Consider the following 549-nt stretch of genomic DNA (forward strand, 5'->3'; position numbering starts at 1 on the left):
AAAGGCGGCCGGCAGTCAGCTTGGTGGCGGAGAATGTCCCCTGCGCATCCGTGGCAACACTGCGGCTTTCGGGTCCGGACAAGGTGATTGTCACGGCGCCCAGGGGCTGGCCGCTGCCCTGATCGACAACGCGACCCTGCACTAAGCCGCCAGCGCTCGGCGGCAGCGATTGCTGGTCAGACAGTGCGCGCAATACCAGTGCGCTCAGATACGGGTCGCTGTTCCAGCTGCCGTCGAGCGACTGGCGTGCCAGCAGGAAATTGCGGCCGGCGGCACGCACGGCCGCGTCGGCGGTGACTGGCGATACGGCCGCCAGGGCCAATGCGGAAAGGTAAGTGTTACTTTGCCAGCCACCATCGGCGCCCTGCTGGCGCAGCAGCCACGAACTGAGCGTCTTGACGGCATTGGTGCTGCCGCTGTCGGTCGCGCTCTGCATAGCCAGCAGCGCCATGGCGCTGTTTTGCACGCGGTCGATATCGCTGCGGCTGGCGACAGCGCCGTCGACATCAAGTTGGGTCACCAACCAGGCACGCGCCGTCGTGGCGCCGG

Annotated in this window: 1 protein-coding gene; it reads right to left on the minus strand. The window is 66.8% G+C overall.

From position 1 onward, the window contains the following. Positions 1-520, minus strand: a 520-nt coding sequence (locus ACP7BV_RS27790) for a carboxypeptidase regulatory-like domain-containing protein (protein WP_426108148.1), incomplete at its 3' end; no start/stop codon positions are given. Positions 521-549: the final 29 nt, after the last annotated feature.

It is taken from the genome of Massilia sp. TSP1-1-2 (assembly GCF_049896185.1).
In the GTDB taxonomy this organism is placed as follows: domain Bacteria; phylum Pseudomonadota; class Gammaproteobacteria; order Burkholderiales; family Burkholderiaceae_D; genus Telluria_A.